The sequence below is a fragment of the Martinezella sp. CNPSo 3964 genome (assembly GCF_057784375.1).
Genome location: NZ_JBXSOW010000007.1, coordinates 73,402 through 93,269, shown reverse-complemented (window position 1 = coordinate 93,269; position 19,868 = coordinate 73,402). Strand labels below are relative to the sequence as shown.

Below are 19,868 nucleotides of genomic sequence, written 5' to 3'. Positions count from 1 at the left end.
TTGTGCCGCCGTCAGCGCCGAAGCTGGCGGCTCCCGACTCGGCGCTGACGAAGGATTGTCCCGATCCCGTCGATATCGGCTCTCAGCCGCTCTCGCAGGGGCAGACGGAAAAATTCTGGATACTGGACCGCAAGGCGCTGAAGAACTGCGGTCGCGAGAAACGCGCTTTACGCGACTTCTACGCCGACCGCGATAGCCGGCTGGACGGTCGGAAATGATGCCGGCTCGGGTCAGTCTTATCCTCTTCTTTCTTTCAGCCGGCGCCTTCCTTTGTATGGTCGGCTGTGGCCTGCTCTCACTCATGCCATGAAAGTCCAGCCCGAATGCCGACACAGAGCGATCTACTGCACGAAATCATGCGCACTCTCGGCCGCATGGAAGAGGGGCTTGACCGTATTCGGGAGGATTTTCAGGAAGAGAAGGAGAGCGCGCACGAGAGCCGCGCTGTCATCCATCGGCGTCTCGATGATCATGCGAAACAGATGGCAAAGACCGACGAGACGATTGCCATCGCAGGACAGGTTGATGCGCAGATCCGAAACGAGGTGATCGCCCTTAAGGAAACGGTGGCGAAAAATCACAAAGAAGTCGAGCCGGCACTTTCGGAGTGGCGGCGCATCAAGCTTCTCGGAACAGGTGTTGGCGCTCTCCTCATTCTGTTCGGGATCTCTGTTGGATCACTCATCGTCTGGGCCAGCGACACGGCTTCGGCGATCGTGCGGCATTGGCTGAAGCTGTGAGGCTGGCGCGATATGTTCGCAATAGTGCTTGAAAATAGAAAGGGCGCCCCGCGTAGTGAAGCGGCGGTTTCATCGCTCATGTCAGTTCAATTCCTCTTTCGGGGCCTTATCCATCGCGCCCAGCAAGGAATCCGAGAAATACTCCAACGTCTTCAGCGCATCAGCGAATCGTTGCGCGTCAGGTGTGCCGAGAGCGCGCATCCCGTTGTCGCGAAGGTCACGCCCTACCTGCTGTATCACGGCGCTGGTAAAGCCGCGCACATCCGCCGTTGTCGACCCCATCCTGCCAAGCAGATGCGCAATGAGAAAATCATGCATCAGGCAGCGCGCATCTAGCTCTATGATCGTCTGTTCCAGCTTCTTGACGCGGCTCTCGATCATTTTTCTTCTCCCATAGTTTTCCTCGCGGGCAGTAGAATCAGCTCATCGTCTGGCAACGGCCGCTGAAGCGCCTTCGCTTCCGCCCACGGCGCTGTTAGCCAGGTTTCGACCTCATCCTGATTACGAAGAATGACGGGCATCGCCTTCTGATGGATAGGCGCAACGACCCCGTTCGGTTCTGTGGTCAGGAAGCCATAGAGGTCGACCGTGATCTCTCCCTCCTTGATCTTTCGGACGGAATTCCATTGCGGCACCCATAGGCCTGCGAAGAACATCAGCGGCTCGTCCGCGCCGCCTGCAAACCAGGCATTCGGCGTTCTGCCACCTTCGATCTTGCTGGCCGGGTCCGGCTCGGCAAATCTCGTGAAGGGCACGACGCAGCGGTTTTCCACGCCAAGCCACTTCGCCCAATGCTTGCTCGAGGTGTTGCGGACGTTCGTTGTTCCGCCATCCGGCTCCATCCTCAGCAATTCATCGAAGTTCACTTCCTTGCCTTTGGCGCGGAGCTTGTCGGCTCGCTTGGTCGCATTGTCGAAAATTGCTTTCTGCGACGACGGCAAGCCCCACCGGACCTTCGCCAGCTCTCGGCCGGCCGGCGTGTTCCGCACAATCGGTCCCATCTGATCGGGATAGAGATCGAGCTCCGGCTCAAGGTTGCCGATACTGTCGATCAGCGCACGGCTGATCTGCCGGATCGCTTCCTGGTTGGTCGTGACATTATAAAGGTTGCACATGTTCGTTTCCCCCTAATCCCGTGGCGGCGAGCGGACGATGATCTTTGCCATGCCTTTGGTGCCGCACTTCTTGCAGACAAGTTTCGTGACGGCATCGGCGATCGAGGCATCCTTCCCCAAGGATCGCTCAAGCCGTTCTCGATCGAGCTGGCTCTTTCGTCCGCAATTGCAGTGCACGTAGAGCCTATGCCATCGGCTCAAATCCGAAAAGCGAAGGTCCTCATCTTTCCGCTCATTGGGATTGATGTAACCCAACCTCTTCGCCCACTCGTCAGGCGAATAGTGATAGTGAAGCCTGCAGCGGTCATAGTAGTTATTCTCCGTGCGCTGGCATCCGAAAGACTTCGCGAGCGGCATGAGGATGGAAGGCAGTTCTGCCTCTCCGAACTCCGCAAGCAGGGCGTCTCCATCAAGGTTCTTCAGCAGTTCGCAGTCTTCGCAAATGACAGCGAGCTTGGCTCCCTTGTAATCCGCGAGCCTGGTACGCGCTGACATCGGTCTATTCCGGTTCGTAGGCTGGCCTGAAGCCTCTGGTAAAGCCGTGGCACATGGCTGCTTCCGTCAAGGCCAGCTGAGCGCGGACGAACTGCAGCATATCCAGTGCGGCAGCGATCGTCGCGCGAGCATCGCCATCATAAAGGGCAAGCGCCGCATCGATAGGATCAAGTTCAGGTGCTTCAACGGCGATCGGCTGGGCAGTCATGGTCACACGTCCTCATTCCGGCGTATCGCTACGGCGGCTCAACATTGAAAATATCGGTCTATCTCAGGCGGCGTTCAGGTCAGCGATTTCGCCGTGCTTCGCAAGCAGGCGGGGAGACGACATGTCGCCGGTCTCCTCGTCGACCATGACCGCATACGCGGCAACGCCAACAAATCGGGAAGCCATGGAAGCCGCGATCTTCTCTGCAGATGGCACGCTCGACGCCTGACGCATCTCGCCGGGCACAAGGTTTCCACGGTTCTTGCGATACGGCAGGATAATGAATTTCTCGGCGGTGCTCATGCTGTCTTCCTCAATTTGTTCTATAAATGTTCTCATTTTGGGGAAGAGTCAATACATCTTATCCGGAGCGTCAGTACTGCCAGGTTGCTGTGGACGCGCCCTTGTTACACAGCTTTATATGCAAAGACGGTAGAGATGGTGACGAAAACATTGCAATCGTCGCGATTAATTCATAAATCTGCCTGGGCTATTGCTGGCGAGGGGGATTGATTTGGGCTGGGCTTGCGCGAGGCTGTCCGCCCAGCCAAAATCTCTTTCCGGGTATTGATTCACTTGTTGTCAAGAATTAAGTTTTAACTTAATGGTGCAGCTGAGCGCAGTATGGAAGATCTGATCGAAGTGTGCGTCGGCAAACGCTATAGAGTTATGATGACGCCGCAGGTTGCTAAGAAGTTCGAAAAGTCAGATGCGCGCCAACGTGCCCGTTGTAAGATGTGGATGATGCGGTTCGCCGAAGACGGCGATGAATATCTCGATGATGAAAAATTCAAATTCGAGGGCCGCTTCTCCACCGGGCAGAAAGCGGGAACAAAGGTCGCGATTTCTGCATTCAAGGCGTGGCAGCTTCGTGTCTACGGAGGGCTTGCAGCCGAAGGGTTGTTCATCGCAACGGAAATCGACACTGCGAAAAAACAAAATGCCGCCGATCGGGCGACGCTTGAGGCTGCGGCACGCAAGTTGGCAATGTATATGTAACAGGAGGGCAATGTGAATTTTGGTCCCGCTGATGAAAATGAAGCAGTGATCTTCGCCATCGAAGAGCTTCGCGCCAACATCCAGTACGACATCTTGCGTGCGATGAAGGACGCAAATGTCTCCAAGGCAGAGTTGTCTCGACGGCTGAAAGTCAGTGCTGCTTGGGTTTCCCAGATTCTGGGCGATGATGCAAACCTGACGATTGAGACGATTGCGCGCATTTATTGCGCGCTCGGCAAGCGTTGCGAATGGCAAAGCATCCCCACCAAGGAGCAAGGTTACCGCCAAGCCCCTAGGAGTAATTCTGCGCCATCGACTAAGGATGCCGGGTGGATTGCGGCTGTCGAGATTTCGGCAGAATCACATTTTGTTGATGTAGAGGTTGCCGTCGTGGGTACGACGGCAACCACCACCAATATGCTCATGCAGCTGATCGAGAAGCGATCGCGGAAAATTACACCAATGGTTGTGAACGACAATCTCTCGGAAAAGCTCTACGAGCAAGCAGCGGTAGCATGAGTGAAGTCAGTATTTCAAAGGGTGAGCCTGAGATTGCGAAGGCTGAGGCCCTTGAGGCATACAACCAGATTGTGGAGCATGCCGATCTCCTTGACATCCGACTAATGGATCTCAAGTTTTCCGTTAAACCCGAGTATTTTGCCGCCTTGCGGGAAGATGAGGAAGGCGGAAGACCGCTATCTCGTTCATTTGATGGCGAGCTGACAGCTGTCAACTATGATCCGGAGTCCAAAACATTGGGAGGGCATTTCTCCTGGTCAACCAATGTTGCAGTTTCCAAAAAGAAGCTTCTCAAAGTCGACGCTCAGTATTTCGTTGTCTATCGAAGCGTTCCAGAGGTGGAAAAGGTTCATCTAGAGGCTTACTTAAAGAGGGTCGGACGATTTGCGTCTTATCCATATTTTCGCGGCTTGGTTGCGCATCTCTCGTGGGAATCAAAAGCCGAATTGCCGGTTATGCCGGTAATCAAGAGTTCGCCCTCTCGCGGGTAACTTTCGGAAATTAATCCGCTCACGGCGTCACAAAATTGCTACCGTGAGCTCGAAGCGTCTTCAAGCAGTGTCTATTCGTCGTCGATAAGTAAGCTTCGCGGCTGACTTTATCGCGTCACGCGGATCACCTCGGCATTTTGCGTTACAATGAGCTATGATCTAGCCGGCGTCTCCCCCTTGTGATGTAACCTTCGCTTCGATTGTAAGTTTGAGGGCGGTGAATCTGCGTGACCAATCGGCCGCGCGGACGCCCGCGCGTTTCGAGAATGGCTTGGACGCACTACTCAAATCTGGCACTCCATGTTTTACACCCCGATTGATACTAAACGGCTTTTTCTCGCGCGAACGGCTGAGTTTTACAGCTAAGTGCTTGGACTATAGGCCTTAAGTCGAGCTTCCCAAGCTGAATACGAGGGTTCGATTCCCTTCACCCGCTCCATTTTCCTCACAGTTGACCGCCCGCGTCTCCCTTTTGGGGTGATTGTTTCGCTGTGTAGGTAGCGAGCACCTTGGCTTGGGGCAGCAGTTTCCCGGATGCGTCCGACAGCCAGGTATCGTAGCGATAGAACATCATCGGCCCGATTGAAATCTGGGTGCGAAGCCTGTCGAGCGTATCGAGAAACACCTGTATGCACTGGCTCAGGGTCTCGCCTTTCTTGTTGGGAAAGGCGTTGAGATCGAGGAATCCCCATTCGGTGATCCATAGGGACTTGTCCCGGCCGAGTGCGGCGGCATCCTGGCGCAGCATCTGCGTCGCCATGCCGTCAATGTAGTTCGGCGACACGTAGATATGCGTGCCGTAGCCGTCCACGTGATAGGTGGCATTGCTGAGGTAGTTGAAACCATCGACATTCTTCAGCATGGCGACGGCCCAGGCCGGGTTGATGAGGTGACGGGGCGGGCCTTTACATGGGTCGCAGCCATGGGCCATGCCGAAGGTGATGATCTTCGCGGTGGGATAGTAGCGAGGATCGTGCAGAATGGTCGCCCCTGTTTTCAGGAATGCGCCGTATCCGCGCAGCCACGTGTGCAATTCATCTGCCGTAGCCGGATGGTCGTATGGCACGTCTGCATCGTAATAATAGCTGTCATCCTCGCTGCCGAATTCGACCGCATCGATCGTCAGACCTGCCGCCTTCAGCGCGCCAAGCAGGCTCTGGAAGCGCTGTGTGAATTTCGCGAGATCGATCTGGCTCAGCTTCTTCGCTTTCCAGCCGCGGTCATGCATTTGCAAGGGAACATCATAGTCCTCGTCCATCTGGGCGATGGTTATCAGAACCTTCAGGTGCCGTTGTTTCGCGAGCCGGATCTCATTCACGAAATTCGCCACACCCTGCGCCGAGCCGGATGTCGGTCCGTCGCGAAACCAGGCAGCACCCAGGCCTCGAATGTCCGTGAGTGTCTTTTCCTGAACCGCCGTGCTCTGCATAGATAGCCCCGAGCGGTCGATGCCGAGTTCCGAGGATCCCGCAGGAACGGCCCACACTGTCATGGCCAAGGCGAGTACGTAAGCGAAACTGGATAGGGGCCTGTTGAACACCATAGCCTGTCCTCGCGAGGCGTCGCAATTAAAGATGGTGACGCCCGTGCAATAGCTGTTGTTTGAATCGCCACCCCTGTTTAGCCTGTCTTTATGTCTTTAATTGCGGGGATGCGCTCGAGGTGATTGATCACATAACCATCGAAGTCAGCGATCTCGAGGGAAGCAAGGCCTTCTACGAGCGGGCCTTCGAACCCTTGGGCTATCGCCTGTCTTTTGGAAAAGAGCACGTGTTCTGGGCGTTCGATGTCGGCGATGGCAGCCTCTTCGAGATCCAGCATACCGGCAGCAAGCTGCCTCTGACGCATTTGCATGTCGCCTTCCGAGTCCAGAAGAGGGCCGAAGTCGATGCCTTCCATCGCGCTGCGCTCGAAGCGGGTGCCAAGGATAATGGCGTGCCTGGACCGCGACCGGACTATGGCGCCGATTATTATGCCTGCTTCGTCCTCGATCCCGATGGCTACAATATCGAGGCGATGGTCAACAGACCCGGCGCCTGATTGCCGGGCTCAGGTCAGGAAGGGTCTTTTCGCCTTCAGCGTTTCCGCCAGTGCTTCACCGAAGGTTGCGATTGGACGAGCAAGGCGTCCCGCCGGCGGCCGGTGCACCAGCCAGTTGACGACCTTCGGGCTGAAATCGGGAGCCTCGATGATCTCGATGGAATTGCGCCAGCGGCTGTCGGCCAGCGCGGCCGGCGTCAAGACACCGATGCCGAGTCCGCGCGCAACCAGCGACATGCGCAGATCGGCGCTCATGGCCTCGACTCCGACATCGAAAGGCAGGCGCTCGGCTTCGAAGCGATGCTGAATGAAGGCGCGAAAGCCGCAGCCGCTTTGATTCATGATCCAGGGGAAACGGGAGAGATCTTCAAGTCTCGGCTCCTTGGGGACGCCGAGCGACGGCGCCGCGACGAGAATGACGGCGTGGACTCCGAGCACATCGCCGACGACATTGTCCGGCGGCTGCAGCCCCTCCGCCAGGCAGACCGTCGCCGCATCGAGCTGACTGTGCGCGACCTGCTCGATCAGCTGTGGCGACCAGCCGGTGACGATCCGTAGCGTCAATTGCGGAAACTGGCTGCGCAATTCATCAAGCGGAGCGGATAAGGCCGCTTCGGAGAGATAGGGCATGATCCCGAGGCGAAATTCACCGCCGATCGTACCACCGGGCGAAACACCGGCCTTGAGATCATCGAGCGAGCGCAACACCCGGCGCCCATGCTCATAGGCCTCGCGTCCCTCCGCCGTCGGCCTCAGGGGCTTCGATTGCCGGTCGAGGAGGGCGATGCCGAGACTGTCTTCCAGGTTCTGTATGCGCCGGGTGATGCCCGGCTGGGTCAAATTGATGCGTGCAGAGGCCGCGACAATCGAGCCCGTTTCCACCACAGCGACGAAAGCTTCCAGATCATGAATGTTCATGCTGAACTCGCATAATCATTATTAGTTCATTTCAATTGCCGCATTATGCAACAAGGCGATAAACATGGCTATCTTTATTATCAGAAATTATTGGAGAGCTCATGTCGCAAGTTCCCGAATGCATGACGAGCGAGCCGGAGGAAGATGTTTACACGGCAGCGGCCGCTCCTTCGACCTTGTTGTTCGCCATCGCCACCGGCGTCATCATCATCAATCTCTTCGCACCCCAGACGCTGGTTGGCATCATCGGCCCCTCGCTCGGCTTTTCCGAGAGCGGCGCGGGCCTGGTAGCCATGGCCTCGCTGCTCGGTTATGCCGCTGGCCTGTTTTTTCTAGTGCCGCTGGCGGATCTCATGGAAAATCGGCGGCTGGTGCTGCGCATGCTTGTCTCGGCTCTGGTCATGGCTATTGCCGCCGCCTTCGCGCCGACAGGCTGGAGCCTGCTGATCTTCCTCTTCCTGCTGGGGGCGGCCTGTTCGGCGATCCAGATCCTCGTGCCGATCGCAGCCGCCATGGCACCGCCTGAACATCGCGGCCGGGTAATCGGCAATGTCATGAGCGGTGTCATGGTCGGCATTCTTGTCTCGCGCCCGCTAGCGAGCCTGATCGCCGATTTCTGGGGCTGGAGAAGTTTCTATGCCATGAGTGCGGTGACGCTCGCGCTCTTGGCGGCCGTTCTCGCCCTGCGCCTGCCGGAGCGGCGCCCGTTGGTCAGCGCAAGCTACGGGGCCTTGATCGGCTCGCTCTTCGATCTCTTGCGGGAGGAGCCGGTGTTGAGGCTGCGCGCCTTCACCGCCGCGTTGATGATGGCAAGCTTCAGCCTGTTCTGGACTTCCGTCGCCCTGCGTCTGGCACAACCACCATTCTCGCTTGGCCAATCCGGCATCGCACTGTTTGCCCTCGTGGGCGCCGGCGGCGCTGCCGCGACCTCTGTCTTCGGCCGCATGGGTGACAGGGGCTGGACACGGACGGCGACATTGACCTCGCATCTGATCGTCCTTGCCGCCATGGCGCTCGCCGCATGGGTAGGCGCAATACGGTCGGGCGACTCTATGGCCCTGCTGATCCTTCTGGGTGCCAGCGCCGTCCTGCTCGATGTCGGCGTCACCGGAGACCAGACCTTGGGCCGTCGTGCTGTCAATCTCCTGAAGCCGGAGGCTCGCGGACGCATCAATGGTCTCTTCGTCGGCATCTTCTTTCTCGGCGGAGCTCTCGGATCGGCGCTTGCCGGCACGGCATGGGATTTCGGCGGCTGGGTTGCTGTCTGTGCAGGGGCCGCGGGCTTTGGCGTGATTGCATTGATCACGGGCCTTGCCGCACGCACCTGAACGATGCCAGGAGACGGGCAGCACTTGTGATCGCACGGCCGCATCGCCATTTGTAGCCCTTTCAGGTGGGCGCCAGACAAACATGTAAAAACAGACGCCCCTTGTCAGGAGTGTCGGAATGCGTGGAATTGCATGGCTTTACAGGCTGAGAGCTGTCTTTAGGAGCGGCGTGCTGAGAATTGCCCGCAGCACCAAAGTCCCTCTCGGCACCAGGATCATCTGGAGGCGCGGCGACGTTCGCATCGGAGAGAGAGTGCATTTCCGTAAGGGAGTGGTCATCGATGCGCAAGAAGGCAGTATCGAGGTCGGCAACCACGTTTCCTTTAACGATTATAGCATCCTGCTGGGCCGTGGCGGCATCTCCATCGGCAACGACGTGCGCATCGCCGCTCATGCGATGATCGTCTCCTTCGATCACAATTTCGATGATGTTTCCCGCCCGATCCGCCTTCAGGGTGTCACGAAGAAGCCGATCGTCATTGAAGATGACGTCTGGATCGGCGCAGGCGCCAAGATCCTCGGCGGCGCCCACGTCGCCAAGGGATGCGTCATCGGCGCCAATGCCGTTGTCAAAGGAAAGACCGAGCCCTATGGCATCTATGTCGGAGCTCCCGCAAGGCTACTGAAGCGGCGCGGAGAAACCGGCGACCGCGGATCTGCAAGGGTCGAACAATTCGCCCGCGCGAAAAAGTAAGCAGTTCGACCGGGTAATCTCGTCGGGCTGGACGCTTTACATTGAATGCACCGCGAGTGGCTGTCGATGCCGACGTTGCCGGTTTCAGAACTCAGTCCAATCCGATTCCTTGCTCGTTGTCGCCGCCGGCGTGGCACCGAAGGCGCTCAGCAGCTTCTGACCGAGCGCACGCGCGGGAGAAGCGGCCGGCCGCACCTTGGCATTGTCGACGGCCCGGATACGCGGAGTTGCAACCGGCGGGGCCGCCGGTCGAGGTGCCGGCCTCGGCGCTGGGCTGACGACAGGTTTCGCAGAGACGCGCATGGCATCGCCGCCATCCGTGCGAAACTGAGCAAGCAGGTTGGACAGCGAGGCAGCCTCCGTCGCCAGGCTGTGGCTTGCAGCCGTGCTCTCCTCGACCATGGCAGCATTTTGCTGCGTGCCGCGATCCATGCTGTTGACGGCCGTATTGATCTCCTGCAGGCCAGCCGACTGTTCGCGGGAGGCTTCGGCGATCGCCTGCACATGCCGGTTGATTTCCTGCACGCCCGAGACGATGGCATCGAGTGCCTTGCCGGTTTCGCTGACCAGTCCGACGCCCGTACGTACATGCGTTTCGGAAGTAGCGATGAGACCCTTGATTTCCTTGGCAGCATTGGCGGAGCGCTGAGCAAGCTCGCGCACTTCCTGGGCGACGACGGCAAAGCCCTTGCCGGCATCCCCCGCACGGGCGGCCTCGACGCCGGCATTCAGCGCCAGAAGATTGGTCTGGAAGGCAATATCGTCGATGACGCTGATGATGTTGCCGATCTCGCCCGAGGACTTTTCGATCTGCTGCATGGCTTCGATTGCATTGCGGACGATCTCGCCGGAGTGTTCCGCGTCGCCGCGGGTATGGGCGGCGAGCTGGCTGGCCTCCTGCGTGCGCTTGGCGGCGTCCTTGACGGTGGTGGTGATCTGCTCCAGGGCGGCAGCGGTTTCCTCGACGGAAGCGGCCTGCTGTTCGGTGCGCTTGGAAAGCTCGTCGGCTGCGCCACGGATTTCGTCGGCACCGGCACTGATGGCGCGGGCGTTGGAGCCGACGGCTTGTATCGTTGCGTTGAGCTTGTCGAGCGAGCTGTTGAAGTCCTGCCGCAACTGATCGAGATGCGCAACGAACTGGGTATCGATCTGCGTGACGAGATCGCCTTCCGCAAGACGCCTTAGGCCGTCGCCGACAGCCTGAACGGCCTGTTGAAGCTGTGCCGCTTCGGCAGCCTGCCTTGTCTCGCGCTGGCTACGCTCGCTGTCGCTGAGGATGCGATCCGCCTCGGCCTGCACTTCAAGGCGGGACCGCTCGACGGCGTTGTCACGGAATATGGCGACGGCTGAGGCCATCTGCCCGATCTCGTCGCGGCGCTCCTGGCCCTCTATCTCGCTTGCCGTGTCGCCATGCGCAAGTGTCGTCATGCGCTGATGCAGCCGCATCAGCGGCGCGGCGATGCCCTTCTGCGCGGCATACATGCCGAGGAGGATGGCCAGCATGATCAACCCGGCGAGAGCCATGAGCATGTAGTTGACGGAGCTGTTGAGATGGACCGACAAGGCATCGGCGCCCTGGTTCATCCGGTTTGTCAGCGCATCGTCGTTGGCCTGGATGCTGGCAATGAGCTTGGGCAGCTTTTGGTTGACCAGCATCAGAGTCGCCTCGGCGCCCTTGAGGTCGCCGTTCTTGCGCTGATCGATGGTCTTTTCGGTGAGGCTTTGCACCTCATCGAGACGGGCAAGGATCTCATCGATCGATTGCTTTGCCGAGGGAATGAGATTTTCCGCATGGGTCAGTCTTTGCTTGGCTTCGCCGAAATAGCTGCTGCCCGCCGCAATCGCCTTGAAGGCGTCACTGCCGGGATCGAAATTCAGCATCAGGCTTGCTTGCAGCACGGAAGCGAGAGAGGCAGCGCTCGCACGCGCGGCCTCGCTCGCCGCGACGGCTTCATTGTCGAGGAAGGCGCTATAGGCCCGATCCGCCTTGTGGAATTCGCTGGCGATCAATAGCAGGCCGACGAAGGAAATGACGCCGAGAAACAGGATCACGGCGAGCATCTTGGTTTTGATTTTCAGGTTCCTGAACATGGCGGTCCGCCTGCGAATGCCGTGCCTTATTCAGAGTGAGACCAAGAACCCGCTCGCCCGTCTTGGGTCGTGAGGGGAGCGCTGCCTGAAGTGCACGGGTGAAGCCGAATTTGCGTGATACCTTGCCGAGAAGGTCCAGACGACCTGCATCATGCGATCGGCGTTGGGGCCGATGTCGTCGATGGCGCTGAGTACAATCAACAGAGCTTAATCGACCGCTAACGGTGGCGGCGGCAGAGCCGGATTCCGTCATTAATTTTGTGCATGTGCAAAACTTCGCAACCGGGTGGTGCGCATGATCTCCGCCGTTCATCCAGCAGACGCGGCCGCCGACATTGCATGGCGCGATATTCCCCCTGCGGCGTGACTCTGCTAAATCGGATTCGTGAATCAGAAATGTGCATCCACGACCGGAGGCTGGATCAAGACCATGCCTGTTTGCCTTTCGTCGACGATCTTCGTCGCCCGGCTCCTCGCGTGTGCGGCATTGGTCGCCATCTCCTGCGCCTGGCCGGTTGCTGCCGAGGAGACGAAGCCGCAGAACCTGCCGATCCTGTTCGATGCGCGCGAGCGCCTGCCGAAGCCGGACCTGTCCTCCCTGGTCAGGCTGCGCTTCCTGACATCGATCGATTTTCCGCCCTTCAATTTCCTCGATCAGAACGGCAAGCTCACGGGCTTCCATGTCGAACTGGCGCGCAAGATCTGCGATGAGCTCGCAATATCCGACAAATGCCAGATCCAGGCCTTGCCCTTCGGCGAATTGCAGGGCGCACTCGCGGCCTCCCAGGGCGATGCCGTCATTGCCGGCGTCGCGGTCACGCCTGAACTGCGCAAGACTTTTGCCTTTTCGCGGCCTTTCCTGACGTTGCCGGCCCGTTTCGCGCGCAATCTCAAGGCATCGATCAGCGGCAGCACGGCCGCCTCGCTCTCGGGACATCCGGTCGGTGTCGTCAAGGGCACGGTGCACGAGGCAATGCTGACGGCCTTCTTCCCGGCGATCAAGCCAGTGCCGTTCGACGACAAGGATGCGCTGCTGGCCGCCGTCAAGGACGGCAAGGTCGATGCCGCCTTCGCTGATGGCCTGCAGCTTTCCTTTTGGGTCTCGTCGCCGGCGGCGGAAAAATGCTGCGCTCTGTTTGATGGTCCCTACCTGTCGCAGCAGTTTCTCGGCGAGGGCTTGACCATCATGCTGCGTCAGCAGGATGCCGATCTGACGGCCGCGATAAATCATGCGCTCGCCACACTCTCACGCGATGGCAGGCTGCAGGAAATCTATCTGCGCTATTTCCCTTATGGGCTGTACTAGAGCGGTTCAGCTTTTCACGGCTTCTCTGAAGCGCCCTAGCTCTTTGTTTTCTCGCAATTGCGGACGGAAAACCGCTGCGCACTTTTCCCGGAATTGCTCTGGTCAGGCCTTGCGGTAGCGGGCAATCGCGCTGCGCTCGATGGCCGCGCAGGTCAGCTTGTCGAGGCCAAGACGGTCGCGAAGCAGGCTGAGCAGGCGCAGTTCCTCGGCCTTGACCGACAGGTCGGCCGAAGCCACTTCGACGGCAAGGGCGTAGGCTGTATCGTAGAGCCGCGCCGGCAGCGTATCGCGTACGGTTTCGAGCACGATGTCGAGCCCTTCATTGCTGGCCAGGAGCTTGGCGCAATCGCGGGAGACGGAAATCAGCTTCTCGTCGTCGAACCCCTTGAAGACCGGCAGGGCGTGGATGAGCTCACCGATGCGGCTGAGTTCCCGATCGTTCATCGTGCGATCAACGGCCGAGGCCAGTACCATGACATAGATCAGGGCCTCGTGAGCAGAAAGCGGCTTGTTCATGACAGGCGAAGTCCTTTGAATTTGGCAGGCTGAAAAGTCGCGCGTCTCATCGCAAAAGTTACTGCATAATTCCTTAAATCGGAATCGATTTAAGGAATTATGCAGCGGGTTTAAAGTGCTACAGCGACCTTTGCGGGTCACATATGACGCGCGGCGCTGTAACGGCGGAAGCAGGGCGTCAGATCGGATTGAGCGGGTCTTCCTTGGGCAAGGCTGGTCCGAGCGTCGATTTTCCATTCTTGCGTGGATCGTCCCCATACATGCCACGCTTCTTTTGCTTGGCCTCATCGACCAGCGATGCAAGCGGCGAGCCTGGCTCCGGATCGGCCCAGCCAAAGCGCACCAGCCAGGCGCTGAGATCGACGCGGACATAGCGGCAGGCGCCCTTGACGGTGCCTTTCCAGTTGGCATCGGGCACATCGCAATCGATCGAGCGGCCACGCAGATACATGCGGAAGGCCGTGCGTGCGGCCTGGCCGCAGGGCCAGGCCTTCCCGCTTGGGCCGGTGCACATCCGGTCGACATCGGTCGGAACGATCCCGCTGAGCTGCACGCTCCTGCCGGTAATGGTCAATATGCCAGCCTGATCCGAGAAGGGGCGGACGAGTTCGATCGTTGTCGTCTGCTCCTGCGGCTTGGATGCGGGATCAAGCGCTGTCTGTTCGGACTGAGGCTCCGGCTGAGGCTGCTGCTGTGGTGACTCCGGCGGCAGGGTTCGATGTTCGGCGGCCGCCGTTTCCCTGTCGATCTGGTCGGCCGGTATCCGGTTGTCCGGGACGGGATCCGTCTTGACCTCATCGGAAGACGCTGTCTCCGATGAAGCGGCAGCCGCCTTGTCCGGCGCGCTTTCGCTTGGCTGTGAAGCCTGGGACTGGGCAGCGCCCTTGTCCTTCGCCGCGTCTGTCGGAACCTCGTTGTCCTGTTGCGTCACCGGCTCCGCTGCCGCCGTCTTGTTTCCCTCGACCTTGGCCTCGTCGTCGTCACTCGCCGCTGCCGCCGCCGCCATGGCGGTGGCGGACAGCTCGGGACCGCCGTCGGAGCTACTTGTGGAAGGGGACGCTGTGGCTAGGATCGTTGCCTTATCCTTCGTTGCTTGCGTGGCCGAGCCGTCGGCCTGCGCTAGCGGCTGACCCGAATTCGCGTCGCTCTGCTTCGTGGTTTCAGCGGGCTTGGGTGCCTCGATAGCCTTCGGCGGCATGGTGCCGGCCTGGGCGGTCTCGCTCGGGGTAGTCGCAGCCGGCTTGTTTTCTGCCGCCGTGGTGCTGTTGCCCCGGTGGGGCAGGCTGAAACCACGCTCACTGACCTGAATCGCGACGAGGGTCAACCAAGAACCGACAATGGCGCCTGCCACACCGGCAAGCCAAATATCACGACGCATAACGAGAAAACTTTCCTATTGGCTGGCCCAAATGATCCGGGCAATCCATTCCACATCCGCAAGCTCGAAGCTGCGATTGGGGTGTTCGGGGTTGAGCGACAAAAGTTCTATCGACTTGGCGCTCTGCCGCAGCAGGACCTTGGCCATGACTTCACCCTCGCGGGTCTTCACGACGACACGGTCATTTTTCCTGATCTGAGCACCTGGCTCGACAATCAGAATATCGCCATCCCGGTAGAGCGGCAACATGCTTTCGCCCTGCACCTCGAGCGCATAGGCGCCAGTCCTTTGCCCGGCTGCAACAGGAAACTCCACCATGTCCCAGCCCTGACCGGCCGGAAATCCGCCATCGTCGAAGAAGCCACCTGCGCCCGCCTGGGCGAAGCCGATCAGGGGGATCGAGTGGCCGGCCGACAGGGTCCCATTCACGAGCGCAGCGCCCGGTGGTTCGCTCGGCCGGATGAAGCTCAGGAACTGCTCCAGGCTGGCACCCGTTGCATCGAGGATCTTGGCGATCGATTCCGTCGAGGGCCAGCGCAGGCGGCCGTCCTGGCTCAACCGCTTGGATTTGTTAAAGGAAGTGGCATCAAGGCCGGCGCGGCGGGCGAGACCAGAGGGGGTCAGGGCATGCCGCTCGGCAAGCCGGTCGATCGCACCCCATATCTGCTCGTGTGACAGCATCGCCGCTCGGTATCCGCGCCGGCTCGCCCGGCGCTCTGCTCTTTAGAAAACGTTAACCGAGGCATTTTGGCGAGTAAAGACCGGCATAGGAATACGGTCCTTTATCCCGTGCTTTCGTCGTATGGCCTTTTTGCCGGCCTCAGGTCTTCTGCGGTTGCGGCTTGACGTCCGGTTGCTCGTTCTGGAATTCTTTCGCCATGCCCATGAAGCCGCGCATGAATTTCTGCATGATGCCGAGCGTGCGGTCGATCTCGGCATCGTCGGGCAGGCTTGCCCCCTTGTTCGAGGCGACCGTTTTTTCCAGTTTCGTCACGCGGTCGGCCAAGCGATCCAGCTCGTCGTCATAGGCGGCGCGTTCATCGGCAGCCATGCGGCAGACGAGATTGCCGTTCTGATCCTGGCAGATGGACATGGCGCCCGTCTGCTTGTCGAGGCGGATGAAGTGATCGCCGCTGCGCTCAAGCTGAAAGCGTTCTGCATCCGGTTCGGCCGATAGAGCCGGCGTGGCGAGAAGAAAGGCGGTAGGCAGAAGCATGGCCACAAGGCCGATTTTCAGTTCCTTCGTCATGTCATCCTCCGGATTTTCTGCGTTAAACCCCAAATCCATCACGGAAACCGTGGACATCGGCTGATGTTTTCGTGCAAAGCCCTATCAGGACAGCTTTACAGAGGGATGATGACCGCCATGCCAGTGGTTTACAAGATCGTGCCGGACACGCTCTGGCAGCAAGCCAGACAAACCGGCGTTTTTCATGGCGCGGCGATCGATCTGACCGACGGCTATATTCACCTTTCCACCGCGAAACAGTCAAAGAAAACTGCCGAGCTCTATTTCGCGGGGCAGACCGGCCTGCTGCTGGTGGCGGTCGACGGCGATGCGCTCGGCGACAAGCTGGTCTTCGAACCCTCGCGCGGCGGCGATCTCTTCCCGCATCTCTATGCGCCGCTGCCGCTTTCCGCAGTAATCTGGGAAAAGCCGCTGCCGATTGGCGACGATGGCGCTCACGTCTTTCCGGAGATGGCGGAATGATCGGCGCCTTTCGCGATCTCGGCCGGCGCGGCCTGTTCCTGTTCGATCCGGAAACCGCCCATGGCATGTCGATAGCGGCGCTGAAATCGGGGCTGGTTCCGGCCTGCCGCATCAGTGCCGATCCCCGCCTGCGCCAGACCGTGGCCGGGCTCGATTTCGCCAACCCGATCGGCATGGCCGCCGGCTACGACAAGAATGCCGAGGTGCCGGAGGCGCTGCTGAAGCTCGGCTTCGGCTTTACCGAAATCGGCACGGTGACGCCGAAGGCGCAGTCTGGCAACCCGCGTCCGCGCATCTTCCGCCTGGTCGAGGACGAAGGCGTCATCAACCGCCTCGGTTTCAACAACGAGGGTCATGAAGCAGCTCTGCAGCGGCTCAAAACCATTCGTGGCAGCGGCATCATCGGCGTCAACATCGGCGCCAACAAGGACAGTGTCGACCGCATCGCCGATTACGTCGCCGGCATTCGTCGCTTCTATTCCGTGGCGCGTTATTTCACCGCCAATATCTCCTCGCCGAATACGCCCGGCCTGCGCGATCTGCAGGCGCGCGAAAGCCTGTCGGCCCTGCTGTCGGCCGTGCTTGCCGCCCGCGACGACGAAGCGGTCAAGGCCGGCAAGCGCATTCCCGTCTTCCTCAAGATCGCACCGGATCTGACGGAGGAGGGCATGGACGATATTGCAGCGGAAGTGCTGTCGCATGCGCTTGACGGATTGATCGTCTCCAACACCACGCTGTCGCGCGACGGTTTGAAGGATCAGCGCCAGGCGAAAGAGGCAGGCGGCCTGTCCGGCAAGCCGGTCTTCGAAAAATCGACCGCGGTGCTTGCCAAGATGCGCCGCCGCGTGGGTGCGGCTCTGCCGATCATCGGCGTCGGCGGCGTGTCGTCGGCGGAGACGGCGCTGGAAAAGATCAAGGCGGGTGCCGATCTCGTGCAGCTCTATTCTTGCATGGTCTATGAAGGGCCGGGTTTGCCGGGACAGGTCGTTGCCGGCCTGTCGAAGCTGCTCGATCGCGAGCGTGTCGGCTCAGTCCGAGATCTGCGCGATGCCAAGCTGGACTACTGGGCGAACCGGAAGGTTTGATCCGCCCGCTTCTTCAGGCCCATTACCAGGAAGATGCCGCGAAACAGCAGGAAGGTATTCATGGCTATCCACAGGCCGTGATTGCCGAGCGTGGGCACAAAAATGGCCAGCGCTATCAGATAGCCGCCGAAGGAAAGCAGCATCTTGTTGCGCATCTCACGCGACCATGTGGCGCCGATGAAGACTCCATCCATCAAAAAGGCGAGGGCACCGGTCAGCCCGGTGATCGCCGCCCAGGGCAGGTAGGCCCCAGCCGCAGCGCGAACCTCCTCGGACGTCGTCAGCAGGCGGATCAGGGCTGGTCCCAGAGTGAAGAAGAAGATGGCGGCGGCAAGCGCCAACCCGAAGGACCAGAGCGCGGTCAGTTTCAAGCCGCGCTCGAAGGCCGGCCGATAATTGGCGCCGATGGAGCGGCCGGTGATCTGTTCGGCTGCGTTTGCCAGCCCGTCGAGATAATAGCCGGATAACAAGAAGAAGTTCATCAGCACGGCATTGGCCGCCAGCATCACGGCGCCGAAGCTGTTGCCGATGCGCGTCATCAGCGTGAAGGCACCGATCAGCACGAAGGTACGGATCAGGATATCGCAGTTGAGCGCGAAGAGCTGCGTGAGCTTGGCGCGCGAAAGCAGCTCCGCGCGTGCCGGCCGCTCTTCGCCGGCAAAGCCGCGCAGCACGATGAAAAGCCCGAGCAGCATGCCGCTCGCTTCCCCGATCAGCGTGCCCCAGGCAACGCCGGCTACACCCCAGCCAAGACGGAGCCCGAGCAGGATGGCGAGCACGATGTTGACGCCGTTGATAACGGTCTGCAGCAGGAGGCCGATACGACCCTGGCCGCGGCCGAGCACGAAGCCAAGCAGTGCGTAATTGGCAAGTGCTGCCGGGCCGGAGAGCATGCGGATGGAGAAATAGGTGCGCGTCGCGTCGGCAATGCCGCCTTCCGGTCCCATCAGCTTGATGCCGATCCAGAGCAGCAGCGGCGACAGAAGCACGATCACGATGCCGCAGCCGAGCGCCGAGATGATGGCGCGCCAGAAGACGGCCTGCTGCTCGTGCCGATCGTGGCGGCCATAGGCCTGTGCGGTCAGCCCCGTCGTCGATGCGCGCAGGAAGTTGAAGCTGGCAAAGAGGAGGTCGAAGAGCACGGCGCCGATCGCCAGGCCTGCCAGCGCATCCGGCTGTCCCATATGGCCGACGACGGCTGTGTCGACAAGGCCGAGCAGCGGTGTCGTCATGAAGCCAAGCGTCATCGGAAGCGCGATCGACAGCACGAGCCGATGTGTCACGTCGAAGGGCAGAACCCTTACGCTCCCTTGCTGGACATCCATTTGACCTTGCGCCTCCTCAGTTCGAGGACAGCACCATGGACCAATAAGGCCTGTCGCCGGAAGAGGGGGTGGACGCAAGTGCGACGCCAAGCCCATCATATTTGCCGAGCATGTTGTGCAAATGCTTCGGCGAATTGATCCAGGCCGTCACCGCGGCATTCACGTCGTGCTGTCCCTCGGCGATGTTCTCGGCTGCCGGCAGCTTGACGCCGCTTGCCTTGACGCGCTTGCCGAAATCGTCGCCGAGGCCGATCAGGTGTTCCATCTTGCCGGCATCCGCCATACGCCGGGCCTGATAGACAGCGGCGGCACTGGCGGCCGTGTCGATTTTCAGGGGCGGCAGGCCGTTCTTGGCGCGCAGTGCATTGACGAGCGGCAGGGCCGAGGCGGTCTGGTCGCTGGCCGGTATATTGGAAACATGGGTCGGCGGCGTCGCACAGCTTGCGACTGATGCGGTGAGCGCAAGGGCGGCTAGGCGCAACGCATCGCGGCGCGTTAAGGTCAGGGTCTGGGAGGTCATGTCAGCTGCGGTGATTGAACAAACGAAGTATGATGAAGACGGGAATGACAATGGATGCGCCGAGCAGCACATAATCACCGAACTCGCCGAGTGCTGCGAAACCGCTATGCCAGAGATCGGTGAGGAAGCGGCGGACGCCATAAAGGAAATCGAGCGGCCGCCAGCCGAAGAATTTCATCACGAAGCCGACGACGAGCGACACGATGACGAGCTTCACCAGCGTTCGGCCCGGCGAGTCGCCAAGGAATCTGTTCACCTGATCGGACATTCTGACGTCTCCATAATGGCAGTCGGTCGGTGTTGAAATAGTGCCGGGACCTGCGACTCGCAAGCATTTTTGCCCGGCTTACACTCCAAACTGAAGCACTTCCAGGAAAAGTGCGCAGCGG

Annotated in this window: 26 protein-coding genes; 11 read left to right on the top strand and 15 right to left on the bottom strand. The window is 59.9% G+C overall.

The genetic code is table 11. From position 1 onward, the window contains the following. Nucleotides 1-2: 2 nt before the first annotated feature. Entirely contained in the window at nt 3-218 is a 216-nt protein-coding gene (locus AC13Q5_RS21495) for a dehydrogenase (RefSeq protein ID WP_488503083.1), read from the top strand. 105 nt (nt 219-323) lie between these two features. Next, entirely contained in the window at nt 324-740 is a 417-nt protein-coding gene (locus tag AC13Q5_RS21490; protein ID WP_488503082.1) for a DUF1515 domain-containing protein, read from the top strand. Between the two features lie 81 nt (nt 741-821). On the opposite strand, the gene AC13Q5_RS21485 is transcribed toward AC13Q5_RS21490, so the two are convergent. The 5 genes from AC13Q5_RS21485 to AC13Q5_RS21465 form a co-directional block, all read right to left on the bottom strand. Then, nucleotides 822-1,121 carry a hypothetical protein gene (locus tag AC13Q5_RS21485; protein ID WP_488503081.1) on the bottom strand — a complete coding sequence of 100 codons (300 nt, stop codon included), beginning with the start codon at nt 1,119-1,121 and terminating at the stop codon, nt 822-824. Next, complete coding sequence (locus tag AC13Q5_RS21480; RefSeq protein WP_488503080.1) at nt 1,118-1,855, bottom strand: SOS response-associated peptidase; 738 nt, start codon at nt 1,853-1,855, stop codon at nt 1,118-1,120. The genes AC13Q5_RS21485 and AC13Q5_RS21480 overlap by 4 nt, the downstream gene beginning before the upstream one ends. 12 nt (nt 1,856-1,867) lie before the next feature. Next, nucleotides 1,868-2,350, bottom strand: coding sequence for a hypothetical protein (locus tag AC13Q5_RS21475; RefSeq protein ID WP_488503079.1), 483 nt, complete (start codon nt 2,348-2,350; stop codon nt 1,868-1,870). A gap of 4 nt (nt 2,351-2,354) precedes the next feature. After that, nucleotides 2,355-2,558 carry a hypothetical protein gene (locus AC13Q5_RS21470; protein WP_488503078.1) on the bottom strand — a complete coding sequence of 68 codons (204 nt, stop codon included), beginning with the start codon at nt 2,556-2,558 and terminating at the stop codon, nt 2,355-2,357. Nucleotides 2,559-2,621: 63 nt separating this feature from the next. Continuing rightward, a complete protein-coding gene (locus tag AC13Q5_RS21465; RefSeq protein ID WP_174174065.1) occupies nt 2,622-2,861 on the bottom strand; it encodes a hypothetical protein in 240 nt (79 codons plus the stop codon). Between the two features lie 321 nt (nt 2,862-3,182). Between AC13Q5_RS21465 and AC13Q5_RS21460 the strand changes: the two genes are divergently transcribed. The 3 genes from AC13Q5_RS21460 to AC13Q5_RS21450 are packed head-to-tail and all read left to right on the top strand — an operon-like array spanning nt 3,183 to nt 4,567. Continuing rightward, nucleotides 3,183-3,557: a hypothetical protein gene (locus AC13Q5_RS21460; protein ID WP_488503077.1), complete on the top strand. Its 375-nt coding sequence runs from the start codon at nt 3,183-3,185 to the stop codon at nt 3,555-3,557. Nucleotides 3,558-3,569: 12 nt separating this feature from the next. Continuing rightward, a complete protein-coding gene (locus AC13Q5_RS21455; protein ID WP_488503076.1) occupies nt 3,570-4,076 on the top strand; it encodes a hypothetical protein in 507 nt (168 codons plus the stop codon). Beyond that, on the top strand, nt 4,073-4,567 hold the full coding sequence (locus AC13Q5_RS21450) for a hypothetical protein (protein WP_488503075.1): 495 nt from the start codon (nt 4,073-4,075) through the stop codon (nt 4,565-4,567). The genes AC13Q5_RS21455 and AC13Q5_RS21450 overlap by 4 nt, the downstream gene beginning before the upstream one ends. A gap of 445 nt (nt 4,568-5,012) precedes the next feature. On the opposite strand, the gene AC13Q5_RS21445 is transcribed toward AC13Q5_RS21450, so the two are convergent. Further along, nucleotides 5,013-5,996 (bottom strand): hypothetical protein, encoded by a 984-nt coding sequence (locus AC13Q5_RS21445; RefSeq protein ID WP_488503074.1) that lies wholly within the window; start codon nt 5,994-5,996, stop codon nt 5,013-5,015. A gap of 233 nt (nt 5,997-6,229) precedes the next feature. Here AC13Q5_RS21445 and AC13Q5_RS21440 point away from each other — a divergent pair, with 233 nt between their 5' ends. Beyond that, on the top strand, nt 6,230-6,607 hold the full coding sequence (locus AC13Q5_RS21440; protein WP_075855290.1) for a VOC family protein: 378 nt from the start codon (nt 6,230-6,232) through the stop codon (nt 6,605-6,607). Between the two features lie 9 nt (nt 6,608-6,616). Here AC13Q5_RS21440 and AC13Q5_RS21435 read toward each other — a convergent pair whose 3' ends face one another. Further along, complete coding sequence (locus AC13Q5_RS21435) at nt 6,617-7,525, bottom strand: LysR family transcriptional regulator (protein ID WP_488503073.1); 909 nt, start codon at nt 7,523-7,525, stop codon at nt 6,617-6,619. 101 nt (nt 7,526-7,626) lie between these two features. On the opposite strand from AC13Q5_RS21435, the gene AC13Q5_RS21430 reads away from it, so the two are divergent. Together AC13Q5_RS21430 and AC13Q5_RS21425 are read left to right on the top strand one after the other, a co-directional pair. Continuing rightward, nucleotides 7,627-8,853: an MFS transporter gene (locus AC13Q5_RS21430; protein ID WP_488503072.1), complete on the top strand. Its 1,227-nt coding sequence runs from the start codon at nt 7,627-7,629 to the stop codon at nt 8,851-8,853. Nucleotides 8,854-8,971: 118 nt separating this feature from the next. After that, complete coding sequence (locus AC13Q5_RS21425; RefSeq protein WP_075855286.1) at nt 8,972-9,547, top strand: acyltransferase; 576 nt, start codon at nt 8,972-8,974, stop codon at nt 9,545-9,547. An 84-nt stretch (nt 9,548-9,631) separates the two neighbouring features. Here the strand turns inward: AC13Q5_RS21425 and AC13Q5_RS21420 are convergent, their stop codons facing one another. Continuing rightward, on the bottom strand, nt 9,632-11,638 hold the full coding sequence (locus AC13Q5_RS21420; protein WP_488503071.1) for a methyl-accepting chemotaxis protein: 2,007 nt from the start codon (nt 11,636-11,638) through the stop codon (nt 9,632-9,634). A 430-nt stretch (nt 11,639-12,068) separates the two neighbouring features. Between AC13Q5_RS21420 and AC13Q5_RS21415 the strand changes: the two genes are divergently transcribed. Continuing rightward, nucleotides 12,069-12,944, top strand: a complete 876-nt coding sequence (locus AC13Q5_RS21415) for a transporter substrate-binding domain-containing protein (protein ID WP_349957412.1) — start codon at nt 12,069-12,071, stop codon at nt 12,942-12,944. Nucleotides 12,945-13,046: 102 nt separating this feature from the next. Here AC13Q5_RS21415 and AC13Q5_RS21410 read toward each other — a convergent pair whose 3' ends face one another. From AC13Q5_RS21410 to AC13Q5_RS21395, 4 genes are all read right to left on the bottom strand, one after another. Further along, nucleotides 13,047-13,460, bottom strand: coding sequence for a tellurite resistance TerB family protein (locus AC13Q5_RS21410; RefSeq protein ID WP_075855283.1), 414 nt, complete (start codon nt 13,458-13,460; stop codon nt 13,047-13,049). A gap of 178 nt (nt 13,461-13,638) precedes the next feature. After that, nucleotides 13,639-14,838 (bottom strand): thermonuclease family protein, encoded by a 1,200-nt coding sequence (locus AC13Q5_RS21405; protein ID WP_488503070.1) that lies wholly within the window; start codon nt 14,836-14,838, stop codon nt 13,639-13,641. Nucleotides 14,839-14,853: 15 nt separating this feature from the next. Then, complete coding sequence (locus tag AC13Q5_RS21400) at nt 14,854-15,519, bottom strand: S24 family peptidase (protein ID WP_075855280.1); 666 nt, start codon at nt 15,517-15,519, stop codon at nt 14,854-14,856. A 139-nt stretch (nt 15,520-15,658) separates the two neighbouring features. Then, nucleotides 15,659-16,087: a hypothetical protein gene (locus AC13Q5_RS21395; RefSeq protein ID WP_488503069.1), complete on the bottom strand. Its 429-nt coding sequence runs from the start codon at nt 16,085-16,087 to the stop codon at nt 15,659-15,661. 105 nt (nt 16,088-16,192) lie between these two features. Between AC13Q5_RS21395 and AC13Q5_RS21390 the strand changes: the two genes are divergently transcribed. Next, the gene (locus AC13Q5_RS21390) at nt 16,193-16,549 is read left to right on the top strand and encodes a DUF952 domain-containing protein (RefSeq protein WP_457878722.1); all 357 of its coding nucleotides are present in this window, start codon (nt 16,193-16,195) and stop codon (nt 16,547-16,549) included. Further along, complete coding sequence (locus AC13Q5_RS21385; protein WP_488503068.1) at nt 16,546-17,634, top strand: quinone-dependent dihydroorotate dehydrogenase; 1,089 nt, start codon at nt 16,546-16,548, stop codon at nt 17,632-17,634. Before AC13Q5_RS21390 ends, AC13Q5_RS21385 begins: the two co-directional genes overlap by 4 nt. Here AC13Q5_RS21385 and AC13Q5_RS21380 read toward each other — a convergent pair. The 3 genes from AC13Q5_RS21380 to AC13Q5_RS21370 are packed head-to-tail and all read right to left on the bottom strand — an operon-like array spanning nt 17,610 to nt 19,747. Next, nucleotides 17,610-18,959 (bottom strand): MATE family efflux transporter, encoded by a 1,350-nt coding sequence (locus AC13Q5_RS21380; protein WP_488503067.1) that lies wholly within the window; start codon nt 18,957-18,959, stop codon nt 17,610-17,612. The genes AC13Q5_RS21385 and AC13Q5_RS21380 overlap by 25 nt on opposite strands. 16 nt (nt 18,960-18,975) lie before the next feature. After that, entirely contained in the window at nt 18,976-19,479 is a 504-nt protein-coding gene (locus tag AC13Q5_RS21375; protein WP_075855276.1) for a CAP domain-containing protein, read from the bottom strand. Nucleotide 19,480: 1 nt separating this feature from the next. After that, entirely contained in the window at nt 19,481-19,747 is a 267-nt protein-coding gene (locus AC13Q5_RS21370; protein WP_075855275.1) for a DUF6460 domain-containing protein, read from the bottom strand. Nucleotides 19,748-19,868: the final 121 nt, after the last annotated feature.